Source organism: Stappia sp. G46H5W, assembly GCF_058448995.1.
The window spans coordinates 176,439-194,079 of sequence record NZ_JBZFLL010000006.1; the positions used below are offsets into that span (position 1 = coordinate 176,439).

The following is a 17,641-nucleotide window of genomic DNA, read 5'->3' on the forward strand; positions in this document are numbered from 1 at the left end:
CCCCATGACGAAACTGATCGCGCTGGTGGACGGCTCCGTCTATTCCCGCAGCGTCTGCGAGCATGCCGCCTGGATTGCGGCGCGTGCCGGCGAAGGCGCGCGCGTCGAACTGCTGCATGTGCTCGGCCGGCGCCAGGCGGAAGGCGGGGCGGCGAACCTCTCGGGCAACATCGCTCTCGGCGCCCGCACGGCGCTGCTCAACGAACTGGCCGAGCTCGACGAGCGGGCGGCGAAGCTTGCCAAGGCGCGCGGCCGTGCGATCCTCGACGATGCGGCGAAGGTACTGGACGAGGCCGGCGTTGCCGACGTGACGACGCGGCTGCGCTCCGGCGACCTGGTCGAGACGCTGGCCGAGGCGGAAGCGGATGCGGATTTCGTCATCGTCGGCAAGCGCGGCGAGGCGGCTGATTTCGCAAAGCTGCATCTGGGCTCCAACCTGGAGCGGATCGCCCGCAGCGCCCGCAAGCCGGTCTTCGTGGCCGCGCGCGCCTTCCGCCCGATCAAGCGCCTGATGATCGCCTATGACGGCGGCGCCAGCGCGCTGAAGGCCGTCGACCACATCGCCCGCAGCCCGATCCTTGCCGGTCTCGACTGCCATCTGCTGATGGTCGGCCAGGAGACCGCGGAAGCGCGCCGCAGCCTGGACGGGGCAACGGCAATGCTGCGGGGCGGCGGCTTCGCCGTCACCGCCGGCATCCGCTCCGGCCAGCCGGAGACGGTGATCTCGGACGCGGTGGAGAGCGAGGGCATCGACCTTCTGGTCATGGGCGCCTACGGCCATTCGCGGATCCGCTCGCTGATCATCGGCTCGACGACGACGGAGATGATCCGCTCCTGCAAGATCCCGGTCCTGCTGTTCCGCTAGGGCAGGGGCGGGATCCGTCCTGCTTGCCTGCGATGCGCTGTCGCGCCCGCGGGGCGGGGCTCTTTGCACGACTGGAAAAGCCGCCGGGCTGCGATATAAGGCATCGAGGGCGGGACACATATGTCCCGCTGTCCGACTGGTCCTGACAGGGAGAGGCACGAAGCCATGAGCAGCGAGAGCGAGACGGCAGGGCGGGACGATCTGGACGCACAGGTCTCGGCGGGCGATCCCTTCGCTCTGTTCGGCGAGTGGCTGAAGCTGGCCGGCACCAAGGAGCCGAACGACCCGAACGCCATGGCCCTGGCCACCACCGGCGCCGACGGCCTTCCGGACGTGCGCATGGTCCTTCTCAAGGGCTTCGACGAGAACGGCTTCGTCTTCTACACCAACACCCAGTCGCAAAAGGGCGGCGAGCTCGCCGAGAACATGCAGGCCGCCGGCGTGCTGCACTGGAAGTCGCTGCGCCGCCAGGTCCGCTTTCGCGGCCCGGCCGAGATGGTGAGCGCCGAGGAGGCGGACGCCTATTTCGCCTCGCGGCCGCGCGACAGCCGCATCGGTGCCTGGGCGAGCCAGCAGTCGCGGCCGCTGGAAAGCCGTTTCGCGCTGGAAAAGGCGGTGGCGAAGCAGGCTGCGCGCTTTGCCATCGGCGAGGTGCCCCGTCCCGACTACTGGACCGGCTTCCGCATCCGCCCGGTCTATATCGAGTTCTGGATGGACCGCCCCTTCCGCCTGCATGACCGGCATGTCTTCCGCCGTGCGCGGCCCGAAGGCGGGTGGACGACCCAGCGTCTCTATCCGTAAGCGGAATTTTCTCTCTCTGCGCCAAGAGAGCACGGAACCTTTTCCAGGCCCGGCCGTTATCTCGCCAGCAACCCGATGCGGTCGCCGGGACGAGCGGCCGCGCCAAGACTGGAGAGACCCGTGCGCAGCATGATCCGCCTCACCGGAACCGCCCTTCTCACCCTGCTTGTCTCCACCCCGATGGCAGTCGCGCAGGACAGCGCGCCGGGTGTCGAGATCGGCAAGCTCACCTGCGATGTGCAGGGCACCAGCAGCTTCATCGTCGGTGGCACCAACGAGCTCAGCTGCGCCTACGAGCCGGCCGACGGCAGCGCGGCGACCTTCTATCGCGGCGAGAGCCGGGAGTTCGGTCTCAACATCGGCTCGCTGACCGACGCGACCCTGGTGTGGGGCGTGTTCGCACCGGCCGCCAACACCGATCCGGGCGCGCTGGCCGGCAGCTATGCCGGCGTGACGGCAGGCGCGAGCCTGGGCGCCGGCCTGAAGGCCAATGCGCTGCTCGGCGGCCTCGACGAGTCGATCGCCCTCAATCCCTTGAGCGTAGAAACCCAGACCGGCACGAACCTGACGCTCGGCGTCACCTCGCTGGTCCTCGAACCCGCCGGCTGACGGCCGGGGGCTGCCGGCGGAACCGGCACCGTTCATGGCGCGGTGGGCAGAAGATGCCCGCCGCGCCTCTTTTCGTTTTCCCCCAAGCTTGCCCCGCGCCCCGATTCCCTCCCTGTCGCAAAGCGTCTAGGCTCCCCTCATGAGCAAGGATGACCAGACGGTCGGGGTGCGCCTGCGCCTCGTCTTCGAACCCGATGCAGCCTTCGGACCCGGCAAGGCGGACCTGCTGGAAGGCATCGCCGCGACCGGCTCGATCGCCGCCGCCGGCCGTCGCATGGGCATGAGCTACAAGCGGGCCTGGATGCTGGTCGAGCAGCTCAACGCCATGTTCGCAGAGCCCTTGGTGGAAAGCTCGCGCGGCGGGGCGAGCGGCGGCGGCGCGCGGCTGACGGAGGCCGGGGAGGCGGTGCTCGACCTCTACCGGGCAATGGAGGCGAAGGCCTGCGCGGCGGGCAGTCAGGAGATCGCCGGCCTGCGGGCGCTGCTGCGCGAGGCCCCTGACAGCTAGCCCGCCTCCGGTTTCGATATGTTCGAACGGAAATAACGCTTGCGCGACTGATGCCGCCAAGCGATATTGCCACTCGAACATAACGCTTACCGCCGGGACGACACCCGCCGCCCCGTCCGGGAGAGGGAGACCTGCCGATGCCTTTCGCCTTTCGCCACATGGTTTCGTCGCTGCTGCGGCCTGCGGCCCTGCTGCTTGCCGCGACGCTGGCGCTGACGGCCGGCCAGGGCGCTGCCCGGGCCGAGGACATCCTGGTCTTCGCCGCCGCCAGCCTGAAGAACGCCATGGACGAGATCGCGCCGGGTTTCGAGGCGGCGACGGGCGACAGGCTGGTGGTGTCGCTGGCAGGCTCCTCTGCGCTGGCGCGCCAGATCCAGGCCGGCGCTCCGGCAGACCTCTTCATTTCCGCCAACAAGAACTGGATGGACACGCTCGAGGCCGACGGCCTCGTGCAGTCCGGGACCCGCGTCGACCTGCTCGCCAACTCCATCGTGCTCATCGCCCACGGCAAGGACACCTCCCCCGTCGAGATCTCCCCCGCTCTCGACCTCGGCGCCCTGGTCGGGGAGGGCAGGCTGGCCATGGCGCTGGTCGACGCGGTGCCCGCGGGCGTCTACGGCAAGGCCGCCCTGGAGGGGCTCGGCCTGTGGGAGAGCGTGTCGCCGAAGGTGGCACAGGCCGACAACGTGCGCGCAGCTCTCGCCCTCGTTGCTGCCGGAGAGGCGCCTTACGGCATCGTCTATGCAACGGATGCGGCCGCCGAGGACGATGTCGCGGTCGTCGGCACCTTTCCCGCCGACAGCCACCCGCCGATCGTCTATCCTGCAGCCGTGATGGCGCAGAGCGGCAAGCCCGCCGCGGCAGCAGCCCTTGCCTATCTGCGCGGACCGGAAGCCCGGGCCGCCTTCGAGAAGCAGGGCTTCGTCGTTCTGGGCGAGTGAGCCCGGAGCTCTGCGCGACGTATCGCCCGGGCCGGGTTCAAACACCGGCGCGGGCGCTTCGCTGACCGGGACACGATCGGGATCGGGGCCGCATGGAGTATCTCAGTCCGGAGGAATGGAGCGCCGTCGCGCTGTCCCTGCGCGTCTCCTTCTGGGCAACACTGGTCAGCCTGCCGCTCGGCATCCTCGTCGCCATGCTGCTCGCCCGCGGCGACTTTCCCGGCAAGCAGCTGCTGAACGGCATCGTCCATCTGCCCCTGATCCTGCCGCCCGTCGTCACAGGCTATCTTCTGCTTGCCACCTTCGGCCGCCGCGCGCCCGTCGGCAGTTTCCTGCATGACGCGTTCGGCCTCGTCTTCGCCTTCCGCTGGACCGGCGCGGCGCTTGCCGCCAGCGTCATGGCCTTTCCGCTGATGGTCCGTGCGATCCGCCTCGCCATCGAGGCGGTCGATCCCAAGCTGGAACAGGCCGCCGGAACGCTCGGCGCCTCGCGGACGATGGTCTTTGCCACCGTCACCCTGCCGCTGATCCTGCCCGGCATCATCGTCGGCTCGGTGCTGGCCTTCGCCAAGGCGATGGGCGAGTTCGGCGCCACCATCACCTTCGTCTCCAACATTCCCGGCGAGACCCAGACCCTGCCGTCCGCGATCTACGCCTTCCTGCAGGTGCCCGGCGGCGAGGCCTCAGCTGCGCGGCTGGTCATGGTCTCGGTCATCGTGGCGATGGCTGCGCTGCTGCTGTCGGAGTGGGTGAGCCGGCTCGTCGCCCGCAGGATTCGCGGCGCATGAGCCTGTCCGTCGCCATCCGCCACGCCTTTTCCGGCTTCGCGCTCGACGTCGCCTTCGACGCGCCGGCCGGCGTCACCGCCCTGTTCGGCCGCTCCGGCTCGGGCAAGACCACGGTGGTCAACGCGCTGGCCGGACTGATCGCGGTCGATGCCGGCCATGCCAGGGTCAACGGCGACACGCTGTTCGATACGCGCGAGCGCGTGTTCCTGGCCCCGCATCGCCGCCGCATCGGCTATGTTTTCCAGGAGGCGCGGCTCTTCCCGCATATGACCGTGCGCCAGAACCTCGGCTATGGCCGCTGGTTCGCTCGCCGAAAGGGGGGCGAGGTCGCCGACATGGAGAGCGTGGTGGAGATGCTGGGCATCGGCGCGCTGCTCGCCCGCCGGCCGGGTACCCTGTCGGGCGGCGAGCGCCAGCGCGTCGCCATCGGCCGGGCGTTGCTGAGCGCGCCCCGCCTCTTACTGATGGACGAGCCGCTCGCCTCGCTCGACGAGGCCCGCAAGACCGAGATTCTGCCCTATCTGGAGCGGCTCAGCCGCGAGACGAAGGTGCCGATCCTCTATGTCAGCCATTCGGTCGCCGAGGTCGCGCGGCTCGCCACCACGGTGGTCGCCATCGCCGAGGGGCAGGTGGTGCGCTCGGGCACGCCCACCGAGGTTCTGAGCGATCCGCAGGCCGTGCCGACGCTGGGCGTCCGCGATGCCGGCGCGGTCATCGGTGCCGCGGTCACCGCCCATCATCCCGACGGGTTGAGCGAACTGGCGATTTCCGGCGGCCGGTTGCTGCTGCCGCAGGTGGCGGCGGCGCAGGGCGCCCGCGTGCGGGTGCGCATCCATGCGCATGACGTGATGCTGTCGTTGACGCCGCAGGAGGGCATCTCGGCACTGAACCAGCTTCCCGTCGAGGTCGTCTCGCTGCGCCGGGGCGACGGGCCGGGCGTCATCGTCCAGCTGCGCTGCGGCAGCGACAGGCTGCTCGCCCGCATCACCCGCCGCTCCGCCGATGCGCTGGGTCTTGCGCCCGGCCTTGCCTGCCACGCCATCCTCAAGTCTGTCGCGGTGGCGCAGGAGGATGTGTGGATCGAGGGGAAGGACGGGCGCTAGAGCAACGCCGCGCGGATTACCCGCGCAGCTTAACCTCTTCGATCAGCCGGTTGACCATGTCCTGGACCATGCCGGCGGCGCGCTCGTTGGTGAGTTCGCCATGCTCGTCGAAGGCCGAACCGGCGCTGGGCACGGTCGCCATGTTCGGGATCACCAGCGCGCCGAGACCGATCTCCATGATCGTGCGCAGCCCCATCAGGCCGCGCATGCCGCCGAGCGCGCCGGTGGAGGCGGCGCCGAGCGCGAAGACCCGGTTGCGGAAGGCGGCCGCCGGCGGCTCGCCCTCGTCCGACAGGCGCGAGACCCAGTCGAGCGTGTTCTTCAGCAGCGGCGTCACGGCGGTGTTGTATTCCGGCGAGGCGATGAAGATGCCGTTGTGCTGCTGGAACACCGCCTTCAGCTTGCGCGCGTTCTCCGGCACGCCCTTCTCGGCTTCCAGGTCGCCGTCATAGATCGGCAGCGGATAGTCGGCGAGGGAGATCTGCGTCACCTTGGCATCGGCCATGGCCGCGTATTTGGCGACCAGCGCGGCGAGCTGCGTGTTGTAGGATCCGGTGCGAATCGAACCGGACAGCACGAGAATGCGGACGTCTTTCATCGGTACCCCTTGGCATGTTTCTTGTGATCGACCCGCGGCGGGCGTCGTGTCCCGCACGCGTGTCATCCTGTCGCCCGAGCATATATGGTTGCAGGCGCCGCTGGCCAGTGCGGCCCGGAAAGCGGGAGGCGAGGGATGATGGCGCTGAGCAGGGCCGAGTTCGACGCGGCATGCGCCGCCTTGCCGGCCACGACCCATGTGGAGCAGTGGGGCGGGGCCTCGGTGTGGAAGGTCGGCGGCAAGATCTTCGCGATTTGCTCGTCCTGGGGCGAGGGGGCGAATGACGCCATCGCCTTCAAGTGCTCGGACCTGACCTATCGCATCCTGACCGAGCTGCCGGGCGTGGTGCCGGCGCCTTATCTCGCCCGTGCCTCCTGGGTGCAGGTGCGCGCCGGCGCCGAACTCGATGCGGAGGACATCCGCGCTCATCTCGCTGAAGCGCACCGGCTGGTCGCCGCGAAGCTGACCCGCGCGCTGCGCCGGGACCTGGGACTGGAGTGAGCCTGGGATCGGGGGCTACCCCGGCAGCACCTGCGAGTGCTTGACCGTGCCGAAGGCGAAGCTCGATTCCAGCGAGGCGATGCAGGGGATCTTGTGGATCCGCCGGCGCATGAAGCTTTCGTAGTCGGCGAGCGAGGCGACCACCACCTTGAGCAGGTAGTCGCGGTCGCCAGCCAGCAGGTAGCAGTCCATGATCTCCTCGATGCCGGCCACAGCCTGCTCGAAGGTCGCGACCGTTTCCTCGGTGTGCGGCGACAGCCTCACTTGCAAGAACACGGTCACCGGCAGCCCGTAGGCCTGCGGGTCGACCACCGCCGCATAGCCGGAAATGATGCCGGCCTTTTCCAGGTTGCGCACCCGCCGCAGGCAGGGCGAGGGCGACAGGCCCACCCTTTCGGACAGCTCCTGGTTCGTCAGGCGTCCGTCCTTCTGCAATTCGCGCAATATGCGACGGTCAATATCATCCATGTTCCGGCTCCGTAATGGCAGTATCTGCCAATCTGAATGCTTTAAGAGGCAAAATACGCCAGAAACAGCCTTTCACGAAATCATAGACTGCGCTCAGCAATTCGGGAAACGGCAGGCTAGGATACGGGGGCGATACCGCCCGCGCTCTCGCTGCCTGCACCCGGTAGAGGAGCCTTCGCCATGACCCGCAGCAACCGTCCGCTCGGCTTTGCCACCCGCGCCATCCATCACGGCTACGATCCGCACGCCAACGAGGGCGCGCTGACGCCGCCGGTGCACATGACCTCGACCTTTGCGTTCGAGACCGCGGAAGCGGGCGGCGAGATGTTCGCCGGAGAGCGGGCGGGCCATGTCTACACGCGCATCTCCAACCCGACGCTGGCGCTGCTGGAAGACCGCATGGCGGTGCTGGAAGGCGGCGAGGCAGCCATCGCCTTCGCCTCCGGCATGGGCGCAATCACCGCGGTGATGTGGACCTTCCTGTCGCCGGGCGACGAGATCCTGGTCGACAAGACGCTCTATGGCTGCACCTTCGCCTTCTTCCGCCATGGGCTGGCGAAGTTCGGCATCACCGTCACCCATGTCGACATGCGCGACCCGCAGAACGTTGCGGCCGCGATCTCGCCGCGCACCCGCATCGTCTATTTCGAGACGCCGGCCAATCCGAACATGCGCCTCGTCGACATCGCCGCCGTTTCGCGGATCGCCCGCGCGGCCGGTGCCCGCACCGTGGTCGACAACACCTATGCGACGCCGGTGCTGACCCGGCCGCTGGAACTGGGCGCCGACATCGTCGTTCATTCGGCCACCAAGTATCTGGGCGGCCATGGCGACCTGATCGCCGGCATCGCGGTGGGCGCGGCCGAGGACATGCATCAGGTGCGTCTTGTCGGACTGAAGGACATGACCGGCGCGGTGATGGCGCCCCTGACCGCGCATCTGATCATGCGCGGGCTGAAGACGCTGGAGCTGCGGATGGAGCGCCACTGCGCCAGCGCGCTGGCTGCTGCGCAGCTGCTGGAGGATCATCCCGCCGTCGCCGCCGTCCACTATCCGGGCCTGGCGAGCTTTGCTCAGCATGCGCTGGCCGCGCGCCAGATGCCGGGCTTCGGCGGCATGATCGCCTTCGAGCTGGTCGGCGGCATGCGGTCCGGCATCGAGTTTCTCGACGCGCTGCGCCTTGCCCGCCGCGCCGTCAGCCTCGGCGATGCGGAAACGCTGGTCCAGCACCCGGCGAGCATGACGCACTCGACCTACACGCCGCAGGAACGGCAGGAACACGGCATTTCCGACGGGCTGATCCGCCTGTCGGTCGGGCTGGAAACGCCGGAGGACATTCTCGGCGACCTCGCCCAGGCGCTCGACAAGGTCTGGCGCGTCGCCGCCTGAGCGGGCGATTCCGGGAGCCGAAGCTCCGGCAGGCCGGGCAATTTTTGCATCGGTTTTGGCCTGCCGGAGATCGATTTCGGAAAGATTTTGGCGCAAAAAAGAAAAAAGCGAACAAAATTCGCCCGATGCCGCCCTTATGGTTGTCGTCCCTGCGGCATGAAGCGCGCGAAGGCAAAGGCAGTGATGGACAGCACCCGCAAGGCCGAATTGAAGGCCATCGAGAAAAAACTCCTGTGGCTCGCCTGCTGGACGATCCACAACGCCAACCATTTGAGGGAAAAGGGAGACGGCCTGAAGGTCGGCGGCCATCAGGCCTCCTGCGCCTCGATGGTGTCGATCATGACGGCGCTCTACTTCAACTGCCTTCGCCCGCAGGACCGGGTGGCGGTGAAGCCGCATGCCTCGCCGGTCTTCCATGCCATGCAGTATCTGGCCGGCAACCAGACGCGCGAGAAGCTGGAGGCGTTCCGCGCCTATGGCGGCGCGCAGTCCTATCCCAGCCGCACCAAGGACATCGACGACGTCGATTTTTCCACCGGCTCGGTCGGCCTGGGTGTCGCCATCACTGCGTTCTCCTCAATGGTGCAGGATTATTTGGCCGCCAAGCCCTGGGCCGCGAAGCGCCCCGAGGGGCGGATGATCGCGCTGGTCGGCGATGCCGAGCTCGACGAGGGCAACATCTACGAGGCGCTGCAGGAAGGCTGGAAGCACGGCCTGCGCAACACCTGGTGGATCATCGACTACAACCGCCAGAGCCTCGACGGCGTCGTGCGCGAGGGGCTGGCCGGGCGGATCGAGGCGATCTTCGGCGCCTTCGGCTGGGACGTGGTACGGCTCAAGTACGGCGCGCTGCAGAAGGCGGCCTTCGAGGAGCCGGGCGGCGAGGCCCTGCGCAGCTGGATCGACGGTTGCCCCAATGCGCTCTACTCGGCGCTGGCCTTCCAGGGGGGCGCTGCCTGGCGCAAGCGCCTGCTCGACGATATCGGCGACCAGGGCGATGCGACGGCGCTGATCGAGCGGCGGAGCGATGCCGAGCTGCAGGAGCTGATGACCAATCTCGGCGGCCATTGCCTGGAGACGCTGGGCGAGACCTTCGCCGAACAGGCGCGCCATGACCGGCCGACCGCCTTCGTCGCCTACACGATCAAGGGCTGGAATACCCCGCTCGCCGGCCACAAGGACAACCATGCCGGCCTGATGACGCCTGGCCAGATGGAAGAGTTCCGCGCCACCATGAAGGTGCGCGAGGGGCACGAATGGGACCTCGCCGAGGGCCTCGACATCGACGAGGCGGCGCTGCGTGAGGCGGTGCTGTCGACGCCGTTCTTCGCCGCCGGCCGCCGCCGCCACCATGCCGAGCCGGTGGCGACCACCGGCCCGGTCGCGCTCGACGACAAGGTGCTGTCGACCCAGGCCGGTTTCGGCAAGATCCTCGACCAGATCGCCCGCTCGGATTCGAAACTTGCCGAGCGCATCGTCACGACCTCGCCGGACGTGACCGTTTCCACCAATCTCGGCCCCTGGGTGAACCGGCGCGGCCTGTTCGCCCGCGACGCGGTGGCCGACACGTTCCGCGACGAGCGCATCCCCTCGGCGCAGAAGTGGGCCTTCTCGCCGGAAGGTCAGCATATCGAGCTCGGCATCGCCGAGATGAACCTGTTCCTGCTCCTGGGCGCGGCGGGCCTGTCGCACTCGCTGTTCGGCGAACGGCTGATCCCGGTCGGCACGCTCTACGATCCGTTCATCTCCCGCGGTCTCGATGCGCTGAACTATGCCTGCTACCAGGACGCCCGCTTCCTGCTGGTCGCAACGCCCTCGGGCGTGACGCTGGCGCCGGAGGGCGGTGCGCACCAGTCGGTCGCAACGCCGCTGATCGGTATGAGCCAGGACGGGCTTGCCTCGTTCGAGCCGGCCTGGCTGGACGAGCTGTCGACCATCATGGACTGGAGCTTCGACTACCTGCAGCGCGACGGCGAGGGCGATCCGGACGAGCGCACCTGGCTGCGCGACGAGACCGGTGGCTCGGTCTATCTGCGCCTGTCGACAAGGGCGCTGGAACAGCCGATGCGCCGCGACGACGAGGCGTTCCGCCGCGGTGTCATCGACGGTGCCTACTGGCTGCGCGAGCCGGGTCCCAATTGCGAGGTGGTGATCGCCTATCAGGGCGCGGTCGGGCCGGAAGCCATCGAGGCGGCGGGCCGCATCGGCGGCGACCGCCGCGACATCGGCGTGCTGGCGGTGACCTCGGCCGATCGGCTCAACGCCGGCTGGCATGCGGCGATGCGCATGCGAAAGCGTGGCCACCGGGGCGCCATGAGCCATATCGAGCGGCTGCTGTCGCCGCTGCCGGCCCATTGCACGATGATCACGGTCATCGACGGCCACCCGGCGACGCTGGCGTGGCTCGGCTCGGTCTGCGGCCATCGCACCGCGGCGCTGGGCGTCGAGCATTTCGGCCAGACCGGCACCATCGCCGACCTCTACCACCACTTCGGCATCGACGCGGATGCCATCGTCGCGGCCGCTTCCGAGCTTGCGCCGGGCCGCCCCGTGCGGCTGGTCAACCCGCTCTGAGGCGGGGCGGCACGCCTGCCGATATTCCTGTTGCCTGCAAGGCGCCTGTAGCGGGCGGGGGATTTGCATTCCCCGCCCGGCTGCTTACATAGGCACTCCGGGGATGACTCCGAGGGGCGGCCCGGCCGGGTCGCGCCTTGTTTTCCCCGCGCCCCGAACGACCTGGCAGGAGACGACAGCGCATGCAGGCACAGCACGATCCCACGGGCTGGCACGGCACCACCATCCTCAGCGTCCGCAAGGGCGGCAAGGTGGTCATCGCCGGCGACGGGCAGGTCTCCCTCGGCCAGACCGTGATCAAGCATACGGCACGCAAGGTGCGCCCGCTCGCCAAGGGTGAGGTCATCGCCGGTTTCGCCGGCGCCACGGCCGACGCCTTCACGCTGTTCGAGCGCCTCGAAGCCAAGCTCGAGCAGTATCCGGGACAGCTGATGCGTGCCTGCGTGGAGCTGGCCAAGGACTGGCGGACCGACCGCTACCTGCGCCGCCTCGAGGCGATGATGCTGGTGGCCGACAAGTCGGTGTCGCTGGTGCTGACGGGAACCGGCGACGTGCTGGAACCGGAAGGCGGCGTCATGGGCATCGGCTCTGGCGGCAATTATGCGCTGGCCGCGGCCCGCGCGCTGGCCGACACCGACATGGATGCCGAGACCATCGCCCGGCGGGCCATGGCGATTGCCGCAGAGATCTGCGTCTACACGAACGGCAACCTCACCATCGAGACACTGGATGCCGATTGATCCGCAGCGCATCGGCTTTCGGCCGGTCGGGACTGCCGACCTGCCGCTGCTGGCCGGGTGGATGGAAACCCCGCACTGGCGCCGGTGGTGGGGCGAGCCGCAAACCGAGCTCGGCTACATCCGCGACATGATCGAGGGGCGGGACACGACCGAGCCCTGGCTGTTCACGCTGGATGGCCGCGAGGCCGGCTACATTCAGGTCTGGTACGTGGACGACAACCAGGGGCCCGAAACCGTTGCCGAACATCCCTGGCTCGGCGAGTTGCCCGCCGGGGCGGTCGGTGTCGACCTGTCCATCGGCCGCGAGGAAGATCTGTCCCGCGGCATCGGTTCGGCGGTGCTGATGGCTTTCGTCGCGCTGCTGCGCGCGCGGGGACACACGCAGATCGTGATCGACCCGGATGCGGAGAACGGCCGAGCCTGTCGTGCTTACGAGAAGGCCGGCTTTCGGCCGCTCGCGCATCTGGCCGGCCGCACGGGCGAGGCGCTGATCATGGAACATGTCGAAGGCGCCGGGGAGGTCCGCCCATGACCGCCCGGCTCGATCAGGCACGGCTGGAGGCCGCCGTCGGTCTCGGCATCGTGACCCGCCAGCAGGCCGACCGCCTCGCAGAGTTCTGGACCGTCCCGCTACCGCAGGCCGGTGCCGCGGAGACGGTGGATGCGGCCGCGGACATTCCCGACGGGGTCTCTCATGCGGATGCGGAGGAGGTCCGCTTCGCGCGCGGCTTCCACGACATCTTCATTTCCATCGGCATCCTGGTGTTCCTGTTCGGCCTCGTCTTCGGCCTGCGCGACCAGGAACCGCCCTATCTGGTGACGGGCGTCGCGGCGGCGGCGGTCTGGGCGTTGTCCGAGATTTTCGCCAAGCGCCTGCGGCTCGCCCTGCCGTCCTTCCTGCTGACGGTGGCTTTCGCGCCGCTGCTGCTGATCGCCTGTACCGGCTTTGTCACCGGGGGACATCCGCTGTTCAGCCAGGCGATCGTCAACACCGATCTGCCGCTCTACATGATCGTCCCGACATTGCTCGGCATTGCCGGCGGCGTCCTGCACTACTGGCGCTTTCGGGTGCCGGTCGGGATTGCCATCGTTGCTTGTACCGTGCTGTTCCTGGCCGCGCTGACTATCGAGACGGCAGCGCCGGGTCTGCTGGAGGCGGGGGCCGCCTGGTTCACGCTCGCGGCCGGACTGGCGACCTTCGTGGTCGCCATGCGCTACGATGCGCGCGACCCGCGCCGGATCACGGTGGCGAGCGACAAGGCGTTCTGGCTGCACCTGCTCGCCGCGCCGCTGGTCGTCCATTCGGTCCTGCTGCTGGCGATCGACGGCGTGGAGGCGATGGAAGCGACCGACGCGCTGGTTGCCATCGCCCTGTTCCTGGCGCTCGCTTTCGTGGCTGTCGTCGTCGACCGGCGGGCGCTGCTGGTCTCCGGGCTCGGCTATTTCGGCATCGCCATCGGCCAGCTGATGACCGAGGCGCAGTTCTCCGGCGAGACCAGCCTTGCCATGACCCTGATCCTTTTGGGCTGCTTCATCCTGTTGCTGGGATCGGCCTGGCGGGTGGTGCGCCGGGTGCTTTGCAGCCCCTTGCGCGGCACCGCCCTTGCCCGCGCCGTCCCGGCCTTCGACTGAGCTTCATCGAGAGAAAGACACGGCTATGACCACTTTGTCCCCACGTGAGATCGTCTCCGAGCTGGACCGCCACATCGTCGGCCAGAAGGACGCCAAGCGCGCCGTCGCCATCGCCCTGCGCAACCGCTGGCGCCGGCAGCAGCTGGACGACAGCCTCCGCGAGGAGGTGATGCCGAAGAACATCCTGATGATCGGCCCCACCGGCGTCGGCAAGACGGAGATCTCGCGTCGGCTGGCCAAGCTGGCGAACGCTCCCTTCGTCAAGGTCGAGGCGACAAAGTTCACGGAAGTGGGCTATGTCGGCCGCGATGTGGAGCAGATCGTCCGCGATCTGGTCGAGGCCGGCATCGCGTTGGTGCGCGTCGCCAAGCGCAAGGCGGTTGAGGCCAAGGCCCATCTGCAGGCCGAGGAGCGGGTGCTGGAGGCGCTGGTCGGCAAGGGCGCAAGCCCGGCCACCAAGGACAGCTTCCGCAAGAAGCTGCGCGAGGGCGAGCTGGACGACAAGGAAATCGAGATACAGGTGCGGGCCGCCCCGCAGATGCCTAGCTTCGAGATGCCCGGCATGCCCGGCGCCAGCGTCGGCGTGATGAACATCTCCGACATGCTCGGCAAGGCGTTCGGCGGCCAGACCAAGCCGCGCCGCGTCTCCGTGCGCGACAGCTACCAGATCCTGTTGGAGCAGGAGGCCGATGCGCTGCTCGACGAGGACAAGGTTGTCGAGGAAGCCATCCATCTGGTGGAAAATGCCGGCATCGTCTTTCTCGACGAGGTCGACAAGATCTGCGCGCGCGGCGAGCGCATGGGCGGCGACGTCTCCCGCGAGGGCGTGCAGCGCGATCTGCTGCCCTTGATCGAGGGTACGGTCGTTTCCACCAAGCACGGACCGGTCAAGACCGACCACATCCTGTTTATCGCCTCCGGCGCCTTCCACGTCGCCAAGCCATCGGATCTCTTGCCGGAGTTGCAGGGTCGCCTGCCGATCCGCGTCGAGCTGAGGGCGCTGACCAAGGACGATTTCCGCGCGATCCTGACCGACACCGAAGCCAGCCTGATCAAGCAGTATGTCGCACTGCTGGCGACGGAGGAGGTGGAGCTGACCTTCACCGAAGACGCGATCGAGGAGATCGCCTCCATCGCCGTCGACCTCAACTCGACGATCGAGAACATCGGCGCGCGGCGGCTGCAGACTGTGATGGAGCGGATCCTCGACGAGGTGTCCTTCGTCGCACCGGACATGGCCGACCGCCAGGTGACCATCGACGCGGCCTATGTGCGCAAGAACATCGGCGAGCTGGCCAAGAACGTCGACCTGTCGAGGTTCATCCTGTGATCCTCGGCAAGGTTTCCGCCGGTATCGCTTGGTGCTTGCCGCGCTGCGGCGGCAATGGCAGCATGCGCGCATGGTAGCGATCCGCAAGAGTTTCGAGGAAGGCCACAGGCGCAAGTTTCTCGTCGTCGTCGACGAGACGGCCGAGTGCGACCGGGCCATCGTCTATGCCGCCAAGCGCGCAGAGCGCACCGGGGGCGTCGCCACGCTGCTTTATGTGATCGCGCCCGGCGACTTCCAGCACTGGATCGGCGTGGAGGACATCATGCGCGCCGAGGCGCGCGAGGAGGCCGATGCCTGCCTGGCGCGGGCGGCCGACCGGGTGCGGGCCGTCGCCCGCACGACCCCGGAACTGGTGGTGCGCGAAGGCAACCGGTCCGACGAGATCCTGCAGCTGATCGAAGAGGATGCGGACATCGCCATCCTGGTGCTGGCGGCCGGAAGCGGCTCGGAAGGGCCGGGCCCGCTCGTCACCGCCATCGCCGGCAAGGGCGCGGGCAGCTTCCCCATCCCCGTGACCATCGTGCCGGGCACGCTGGACGACGAATCGATCGCGGCGCTCGCCTGAGCGCAACAAAAGAACAGACTGGAACCATTCCAATCTGGAAACGCGATCCCCTCCGCTGTATATTGGGGTCAAGACCGCAGCTGATGCAGGCCATGGTGGCTCTGGCGACGCGACGCGAGACCGTGTGGAAGACCTCCGGCCGCGCACCCGCGCAAGGGCACGGTCGGCAGGGACAGGCCTGCGAGGGCGTGCCCAAGGGCCCGGCCCGCTAGACAAGGAAGACCGACATGTTCATTCAGACCGAGGCGACGCCGAACCCGGCGACCCTCAAGTTCCTCCCCGGCCGGATCGTTCTGCCGGAAGGCACCATGGACTTCCGCAAGAGCGAGGACGCCGGAACCTCGCCGCTGGCCCAGACGCTGTTCCAGGTCGATGGCGTGGAAGGCATTTTCTTTGGCCATGACTTCATCTCCGTGACCAAGGGCGACGTCGACTGGCAGCACATCAAGCCGGCGATCCTGGGTGCCATCATGGAGCATTTCATGTCCGGCGCGCCGGTCATGGCCAGCGAGATGTCCGACGAGAGCGACGAGGAGTTCTTCGAAAAGGGCGACGAGGAGACCGTCGACACCATCAAGGAGCTGATCGAGACGCGCGTGCGTCCGGCCGTGGCGCAGGACGGTGGCGACATCACCTTCCGCGGTTTCCGCGACGGGATCGTCTACCTGTCGATGCGCGGCGCCTGCTCGGGCTGCCCGTCCTCGACCGCGACGCTGAAGCACGGCATCCAGAACCTGCTCCGGCATTTCGTCCCGGAAGTCGAGGAAGTGCGCGCGATCTGAGCCTGATGGCGTGATCAGGAGGGCGGTCCGGCTGCACGGCGGCCGGGCCGCCCTCGCGTTTTGGCGCAAGCGTTCGAGCCGGGTTCGAGATCCGGGTTGCCCGGCGTCTTAGCCTTTGGTTTTGTCGACTTCTCTCGCCGCCCACGGTTTAGTGATTCCATGCGACTGCTTGCCATCGATACCGCGCTCGACGCCTGTTCGGTCGCCGTCCATGACGGCAGCGGGGATGCGTTGCGCCTGACCTCGGCGAGCGAGGTGCTGGGCCGCGGGCATGCCGAGCGGCTGATGGGCATGATCGGCGAGGTGATGGCCGAGGCGAGCCTGCCCTTCGCTGCGCTCGACCGGATCGCGGTCACCGTCGGTCCCGGTTCCTTCACCGGCCTCAGGGTCGGCCTGTCCGCCGCCCGTGGCATCGCCCTCGTGGTCGGGGCGCCGGCGGTCGGCATCGGCACCCTGGAAGCGCTCGCCGCCACCCTTTCGGCAGGCGAGCCGGTCCGGGCGGTGCTGGCAGCCAAGGGCGGCGAGATCTACGCGCAAGGATTTGCCGCCGACGGGACGCCCCTGGATGCCCCGCAGGCCGTCGATGCCGCAGCCTACGGCGCCGCGCTGCCATCGGGGAGCGCGCTTTACGGCAGCGGCGCCCCCAAGCTGGTGGCGGCGAGCGGACGCGAGGATCTCAGGATCCTGGGCGAGGCCGGCTGGCCGGACATCGCCGCCGTGGCACGCCTTGGCGCCCTCGCCGAAATCGGCAGCCATCCTCCAGAGCCGCTCTATCTGCGCCCGCCCGATGCGGCGCCCGCGCGGCGCGATCTCCGGTTGCTGGCATGAGCTACTGGTGGTTTCTTCCCTCGCCGCCTGTGGTGGAGGAGGCCGTGCCCTCCGACCATGCGGTGCTGGCCGAAATCCATGAACGGTCCTTCCCCAGCGGCTGGAGCGAGGACGATCTTGCAGCGCTCGCCCGCCAGCCGGGCGTCACGATCCTGCAGGCCCGGCGCTCCAGCCTTCTCGGCAGCCGCTCCATCCTCGGTTTCGTGATCCTGCGGGTTGCCGCCGACGAGGCGGAAGTGCTCACGATCGCGGTGGATCCGCGCCAGCGCCAGCGCGGCGTCGGGGCGCTGCTGATGCGGCACGCCCTCTCGCGCCTTTATGCGGACAGGGTGGCCTCGCTGTTTCTCGAGGTCGATGCCGCCAATGCTCCGGCCTTGGCGCTTTACCGCCGTCTCGGCTTCCGCAAGGTGGGCGAACGGCGCGGCTATTATCGCGACAGCGCGGGCGATGGCGGTGCGCTTGTCATGCGTGTCGATCTGGCGTAATCGGCTTGGCGGTATGGCGACGGCCCGCTAGCCGGCCGGCGCACCGGTCGACGGGCGCGAGAAGGAGAGGCGAGATGACCGATTCCGGCAGCCGCAAGGGCGCCGAGACCACGGCCGAGCAGCCGCCTGCCTCG

General features: G+C 68.4%; 20 protein-coding genes. 18 read left to right on the forward strand and 2 right to left on the reverse strand.

The genetic code is table 11. From position 1 onward, the window contains the following. Nucleotides 1–4: 4 nt before the first annotated feature. The 7 genes from ACVJ6E_RS19095 to modC all read left to right on the forward strand — a co-directional run bounded on the left by ACVJ6E_RS19095 (nt 5) and on the right by modC (nt 5,615). Entirely contained in the window at nt 5–865 is an 861-nt protein-coding gene (locus ACVJ6E_RS19095; protein WP_120270582.1) for a universal stress protein, read from the forward strand. Nucleotides 866–1,030: 165 nt separating this feature from the next. Beyond that, nucleotides 1,031–1,666 (forward strand): pyridoxamine 5'-phosphate oxidase, encoded by a 636-nt coding sequence (pdxH, locus tag ACVJ6E_RS19100; RefSeq protein ID WP_120270581.1) that lies wholly within the window; start codon nt 1,031–1,033, stop codon nt 1,664–1,666. 129 nt (nt 1,667–1,795) lie between these two features. Beyond that, the gene (locus ACVJ6E_RS19105; protein ID WP_120270580.1) at nt 1,796–2,275 is read left to right on the forward strand and encodes a DUF992 domain-containing protein; all 480 of its coding nucleotides are present in this window, start codon (nt 1,796–1,798) and stop codon (nt 2,273–2,275) included. Between the two features lie 139 nt (nt 2,276–2,414). Further along, complete coding sequence (locus ACVJ6E_RS19110; RefSeq protein ID WP_120270579.1) at nt 2,415–2,783, forward strand: LysR family transcriptional regulator; 369 nt, start codon at nt 2,415–2,417, stop codon at nt 2,781–2,783. A 137-nt stretch (nt 2,784–2,920) separates the two neighbouring features. Next, nucleotides 2,921–3,724, forward strand: a complete 804-nt coding sequence (gene modA / locus ACVJ6E_RS19115) for a molybdate ABC transporter substrate-binding protein (RefSeq protein WP_208996871.1) — start codon at nt 2,921–2,923, stop codon at nt 3,722–3,724. A 92-nt stretch (nt 3,725–3,816) separates the two neighbouring features. After that, nucleotides 3,817–4,512 carry a molybdate ABC transporter permease subunit gene (gene modB / locus ACVJ6E_RS19120; RefSeq protein WP_120270578.1) on the forward strand — a complete coding sequence of 232 codons (696 nt, stop codon included), beginning with the start codon at nt 3,817–3,819 and terminating at the stop codon, nt 4,510–4,512. Continuing rightward, nucleotides 4,509–5,615, forward strand: coding sequence for a molybdenum ABC transporter ATP-binding protein (modC, locus tag ACVJ6E_RS19125; RefSeq protein ID WP_120270577.1), 1,107 nt, complete (start codon nt 4,509–4,511; stop codon nt 5,613–5,615). The genes modB and modC overlap by 4 nt, the downstream gene beginning before the upstream one ends. 16 nt (nt 5,616–5,631) lie before the next feature. Here modC and ACVJ6E_RS19130 read toward each other — a convergent pair whose 3' ends face one another. After that, nucleotides 5,632–6,213, reverse strand: a complete 582-nt coding sequence (locus ACVJ6E_RS19130; RefSeq protein WP_120270576.1) for an NAD(P)H-dependent oxidoreductase — start codon at nt 6,211–6,213, stop codon at nt 5,632–5,634. 138 nt (nt 6,214–6,351) lie between these two features. Between ACVJ6E_RS19130 and ACVJ6E_RS19135 the strand changes: the two genes are divergently transcribed. Further along, nucleotides 6,352–6,714 (forward strand): MmcQ/YjbR family DNA-binding protein, encoded by a 363-nt coding sequence (locus ACVJ6E_RS19135; RefSeq protein WP_371811332.1) that lies wholly within the window; start codon nt 6,352–6,354, stop codon nt 6,712–6,714. A 15-nt stretch (nt 6,715–6,729) separates the two neighbouring features. Here the strand turns inward: ACVJ6E_RS19135 and ACVJ6E_RS19140 are convergent, their stop codons facing one another. Further along, the gene (locus tag ACVJ6E_RS19140) at nt 6,730–7,182 is read right to left on the reverse strand and encodes an Lrp/AsnC family transcriptional regulator (RefSeq protein WP_120270575.1); all 453 of its coding nucleotides are present in this window, start codon (nt 7,180–7,182) and stop codon (nt 6,730–6,732) included. A gap of 180 nt (nt 7,183–7,362) precedes the next feature. On the opposite strand from ACVJ6E_RS19140, the gene ACVJ6E_RS19145 reads away from it, so the two are divergent. The 10 genes from ACVJ6E_RS19145 to rimI all read left to right on the forward strand — a co-directional run bounded on the left by ACVJ6E_RS19145 (nt 7,363) and on the right by rimI (nt 17,507). Beyond that, nucleotides 7,363–8,571 carry a methionine gamma-lyase gene (locus tag ACVJ6E_RS19145; RefSeq protein ID WP_120270574.1) on the forward strand — a complete coding sequence of 403 codons (1,209 nt, stop codon included), beginning with the start codon at nt 7,363–7,365 and terminating at the stop codon, nt 8,569–8,571. A gap of 183 nt (nt 8,572–8,754) precedes the next feature. After that, a complete protein-coding gene (locus ACVJ6E_RS19150) occupies nt 8,755–11,145 on the forward strand; it encodes a thiamine pyrophosphate-binding protein (protein ID WP_120270746.1) in 2,391 nt (796 codons plus the stop codon). Nucleotides 11,146–11,327: 182 nt separating this feature from the next. Continuing rightward, on the forward strand, nt 11,328–11,885 hold the full coding sequence (hslV, locus tag ACVJ6E_RS19155; RefSeq protein WP_120270573.1) for an ATP-dependent protease subunit HslV: 558 nt from the start codon (nt 11,328–11,330) through the stop codon (nt 11,883–11,885). Further along, nucleotides 11,875–12,417 carry a GNAT family N-acetyltransferase gene (locus ACVJ6E_RS19160; protein ID WP_120270572.1) on the forward strand — a complete coding sequence of 181 codons (543 nt, stop codon included), beginning with the start codon at nt 11,875–11,877 and terminating at the stop codon, nt 12,415–12,417. Before hslV ends, ACVJ6E_RS19160 begins: the two co-directional genes overlap by 11 nt. Then, complete coding sequence (locus ACVJ6E_RS19165) at nt 12,414–13,517, forward strand: hypothetical protein (RefSeq protein WP_120270571.1); 1,104 nt, start codon at nt 12,414–12,416, stop codon at nt 13,515–13,517. Before ACVJ6E_RS19160 ends, ACVJ6E_RS19165 begins: the two co-directional genes overlap by 4 nt. A 25-nt stretch (nt 13,518–13,542) precedes the next feature. After that, nucleotides 13,543–14,847 (forward strand): ATP-dependent protease ATPase subunit HslU, encoded by a 1,305-nt coding sequence (hslU, locus tag ACVJ6E_RS19170; protein WP_120270570.1) that lies wholly within the window; start codon nt 13,543–13,545, stop codon nt 14,845–14,847. Between the two features lie 70 nt (nt 14,848–14,917). Beyond that, complete coding sequence (locus ACVJ6E_RS19175) at nt 14,918–15,412, forward strand: universal stress protein (protein ID WP_120270745.1); 495 nt, start codon at nt 14,918–14,920, stop codon at nt 15,410–15,412. A 227-nt stretch (nt 15,413–15,639) separates the two neighbouring features. After that, nucleotides 15,640–16,194 carry a NifU family protein gene (locus ACVJ6E_RS19180; protein ID WP_120270569.1) on the forward strand — a complete coding sequence of 185 codons (555 nt, stop codon included), beginning with the start codon at nt 15,640–15,642 and terminating at the stop codon, nt 16,192–16,194. A gap of 159 nt (nt 16,195–16,353) precedes the next feature. Next, nucleotides 16,354–17,022, forward strand: a complete 669-nt coding sequence (gene tsaB, locus ACVJ6E_RS19185; protein WP_120270568.1) for a tRNA (adenosine(37)-N6)-threonylcarbamoyltransferase complex dimerization subunit type 1 TsaB — start codon at nt 16,354–16,356, stop codon at nt 17,020–17,022. Further along, nucleotides 17,019–17,507: a ribosomal protein S18-alanine N-acetyltransferase gene (rimI, locus tag ACVJ6E_RS19190; protein ID WP_120270567.1), complete on the forward strand. Its 489-nt coding sequence runs from the start codon at nt 17,019–17,021 to the stop codon at nt 17,505–17,507. Before tsaB ends, rimI begins: the two co-directional genes overlap by 4 nt. Nucleotides 17,508–17,641: the final 134 nt, after the last annotated feature.